The 3590-nt window shown below is 71.2% G+C and carries 3 protein-coding genes; 2 read left to right on the top strand and 1 reads right to left on the bottom strand.

Annotated elements, in window-relative coordinates; all coding sequences use genetic code 11:
- Positions 1-293 precede the first annotated feature (293 nt).
- Together purN and purH are read left to right on the top strand one after the other, a co-directional pair.
- On the top strand, positions 294-944 hold the full coding sequence (gene purN, locus ACY5KJ_RS18705) for a phosphoribosylglycinamide formyltransferase (protein WP_462189211.1): 651 nt from the start codon (positions 294-296) through the stop codon (positions 942-944).
- Positions 941-2587: a bifunctional phosphoribosylaminoimidazolecarboxamide formyltransferase/IMP cyclohydrolase gene (gene purH, locus ACY5KJ_RS18700; protein ID WP_462189213.1), complete on the top strand. Its 1647-nt coding sequence runs from the start codon at positions 941-943 to the stop codon at positions 2585-2587. The genes purN and purH overlap by 4 nt, the downstream gene beginning before the upstream one ends.
- A gap of 614 nt (positions 2588-3201) precedes the next feature.
- On the opposite strand, the gene ACY5KJ_RS18695 is transcribed toward purH, so the two are convergent.
- Positions 3202-3525 (bottom strand): hypothetical protein, encoded by a 324-nt coding sequence (locus tag ACY5KJ_RS18695; RefSeq protein WP_462189215.1) that lies wholly within the window; start codon positions 3523-3525, stop codon positions 3202-3204.
- Positions 3526-3590 lie beyond the last annotated feature (65 nt).

Genomic DNA, 3590 nt, shown 5'->3' with positions numbered 1-3590 from the left:
CGGGCTGTCGTCTCCGGCGGCCTGCGAGGTCCCGTCCGCCCAGGCCATCGACGCGTGGCTGGCAGATCTCCTCGCCGGATGGGTTCCGGCGGCATGATCGGCAGCCCCGGGCTCAGGTGGCTGCCTGGCGGGCCGCGCCCGGCGGGCGCCGGTGCGCGCGTTTCCGGCGGGAAGCGGCGGAGCTGGTCGAGTCAGTACAGTCGAACCGGCCATTGTTCCGCCGCCGTCCGCAGATGGCGGTTGCGCAGCGGGCGGCTCGTCGTGTCGCCCGATTCTGCTTACGGAGTGTGTCTGTGTCTGCTCGTCTCGTCGTGCTCGCCTCGGGAGCGGGAACCACCCTGCAGGCGATCCTCGACGCAACCGCGGACCCCGGGTTCGGCGCGGCGGTCGTGGCGGTCGGCACCGACCGCTATGGCACCGGCGCGGAACGGCGGGCCCGGGCGTCGGGGGTCCCGGTGTTCATCGTTCGTCTCGAGGACCACGCGGACCGGGATGCCTTCAACGCCGCGACGGCCGGGCGGATCGCCGAGTTCGCGCCCGATCTGTTGGTCCTGGCGGGCTACATGAAGATTCTCAGTGCCCGGGTGATCGGCCGGTTCCGGACGATCAACACCCACCCGTCGCTGCTGCCCGCCTTCCCGGGAGCCACCGCGGTGCGTGACGCGTTGACCGCCGGGGTGAAGGTCAGCGGGGTGACGGTGCACTGGGTCGACGAAGGCGTTGACACCGGTCCAATCATCACTCAGCGGGCGGTGCCGGTTGAGCCAGGCGATACCGAGCAGACACTTCATGCACGGATCCAGAGCGTCGAGCGAGGACTGTTCGTCGCGACGATCGGCGAGATCGTGCGGGCCGGGAGCGGCGACTCGGCCCCGGCCGGACCTCGACGGGGCGAGCATGGGTCTCCCGCATTGGTAGAAGTTTGGATACAGGAGGAATCATGACGTCATCGGGCGAAGGTGTGGCCGGCGAGGGCGGGGCTGTCCGCGGATCCGAGCCCGGCGAAGTGGTCCCCACCGGGCGGCGGCCGCTGCGACGGGCGCTTGTCAGCGTCTACGACAAGAGCGGGCTCGACGTCCTCGCGGAGGCGTTCCTCGTGGCCGACGTCGAGGTGGTCTCGACCGGTTCGACCGCCGACGTCCTGGCCCGTCACGGGCTGGCGGTCACACCGGTGAGCACCGTGACCGGCTTTCCGGAGGTGCTGGGCGGTCGCGTCAAGACGCTGCACCCCCACGTGCACGCCGGTCTGTTGGCCGATCTGCGTAACGCCGAGCACGCCGCGGCGCTGGCCGAACTCGACATCGCCCCGTTCGACCTGGTCGTCGTCAACCTGTATCCGTTCGCCGCGACGGTCGCCTCCGGTGCGAGCGAGGACGAGGTGATCGAGCAGATCGACATCGGCGGTCCGGCCATGATCCGCGCGGCGGCGAAGAACCATGCGTCGGTCGCCGTCGTCGTCACACCCGGCGACTACACCGAGTTGGCCGCCGCAGTCCGCGGATCCGGATATGATCTTCCCGCTCGCCGTCGGCTCGCCGCGAAGGCGTTCGCCCACACCGCGGCGTACGACATCGCCGTGTCTTCGTGGTTCGCCGGCGCCGTCGCGCCGGACGAGGTGGCGCGGGAGAGCGGATGGCCCGACGTGCTGTCCGCGCAGTGGCACCGTACGGAGGTCCTGCGTTACGGCGAGAACCCCCATCAGCGCGCCGCGCTCTACGTGGAGAGCGACGCCGGGGGTCGGCCCGGCCTCGCCTCGGCCCGTCAGCTGCACGGCAAGCAGATGTCCTACAACAACTACACCGACACCGACGCCGCCCGCCGAGCAGTGTTCGACTTCACCGAGCCCGCCGTGGCCGTGATCAAGCACGCCAACCCCTGCGGCATCGCGGTCGGCGCCACCATCGCCGAGGCCCACCGCAAGGCGCATGCCTGCGACCCGGTCTCCGCCTTCGGCGGGGTGATCGCGACCAACCGTCCGGTCTCGGTCGAGCTCGCCGAACAGATCGCGGAGATCTTCACCGAGGTCGTCGTCGCACCGGCATACGAACCCGCCGCGGTGGAGATCCTCTCCCGTAAGCCGTCGATCCGGCTGCTGGAGTGCCCGCCGCCGCCGCACCAGCGCGGGATCGAACTGCGTCAGATCAGCGGAGGCCTGCTCCTGCAGTCGCGGGACGCCGTCGAGGCGCCGGGCGACGAGCCGTCCGGATGGACGCTGGAGGCGGGATCACCTGCGGACGAGGCCCTACTGGCCGAGTTGCGGTTCGCCTGGCGGGCGGTGCGCTCGGTGAAGTCGAACGCCATCCTCCTCGCGTCCGGCGGTGCCACCGTCGGCGTCGGGATGGGCCAGGTGAACCGGGTGGACGCGGCCCGGCTCGCGGTGACCCGGGCCGGGGACCGGGCGAAGGGGGCCGTCGCCGCGAGCGACGCCTATTTCCCGTTCCCTGACGGCTTCGAGGTGCTCGCCGAGGCGGGGGTGCGGGCCGTGGTCGAACCGGGCGGGTCGGTGCGCGACGAGCTCGTCATCACGGCCGCCCGAGAGGCCGGCGTCACGCTCTACTTCAGCGGTGTCCGCCACTTCGCGCACTGACAGCGGGCCACCAGGCCGGTGGCACCGGCGTATGTTCCGCCAGCCACCGGCCGAAGCCTTTGCCGAGGAGTCGTCGGCGGCCCCGGCACGCATCTCTTCACCAGCGCATGTCTTCACCGGAATCGGCGGCCCCATCGCAGATGCCCGTCCGTACGCCGATACTCCAGTTCGATCGAAGGAGTCGACTCGCCGGTGTCGCCGGTGTCGCCGGTGTCGCCGGCGATCCCGGTGCCGTCGCTCGCCACGACGCCGGGCGCCCCCGGCGCGTCGGTGCGGGTGTCCGGTCGGGCACTGGGCAGGCGTCCGGGACGCTGGTTGACCTCCGGTAGATGATCACTGTCAGGCCGATGATCGGCCTGGGACAGCGACAGTCCGGCCGCGGCCGCGCCGGGCCGGGCTCCCGTCCGCTCGTCCGCTCCGGATGGCCATAGCGGACCGGATGGCCATAGCGGACCGGACGACTGCTGATCGGTGCCCGGTCGTCTGTCCCCGGACGTTCTGTCCCGACCCGCCGGCCGGCTGGCCTCGGTCGATGTTCCGACCGGCTCTGGTGGCTCTGGTGGTTCGTCCGTGGCGCCGCCCAACGGCGCCGTGCGCCGTTCGGTGCCCTCACTTCACGAGGCGGCGTTCGCCTCCGCGGCTGCCGAGCCCCGACGCCCGCTGGCGCTGCCGTTGGACGTCGTCGCCGTCGGGCTGGCCGCCGCCGCGAGCGCACCGCCGGGCTGGTCGCCGTTCGGCACATAGCGATGGGCGACCCAGTCCAGGGCGTCGCGCCAGCTCGCGCCGTAGAGCACCGAGATCCGATCCGCTGTCTGCCTCGCCAGCGCCTGGACGAACACTCGGTCGTCGCTGTCCAGGTGTCGGGCGTCCCCGAAGGTCTCCCAGGCCCGGAACATCAGTTCCTGCAGCTTCTTGCTGTGTGGTGATTCGTCTGTCACGTCACGCTCCATCCCACTTGGGCACTGCGGCCGGAAGTCTGCCCTAAGCCTGCATGATGCCTATA

Source organism: Frankia sp. CcWB3 (assembly GCF_977927595.1).
Note: the sequence above shows the minus strand (reverse complement) of the source record. Positions and strands in the feature narration are given on the sequence as shown.

Coding starts and splice junctions, on each gene's coding strand:
- purH (WP_462189213.1), top strand. CDS start 941: ATGACGTCATCGGGCGAAGGTGTGGCCGGCGAGGGCGGGGCTGTCCGC.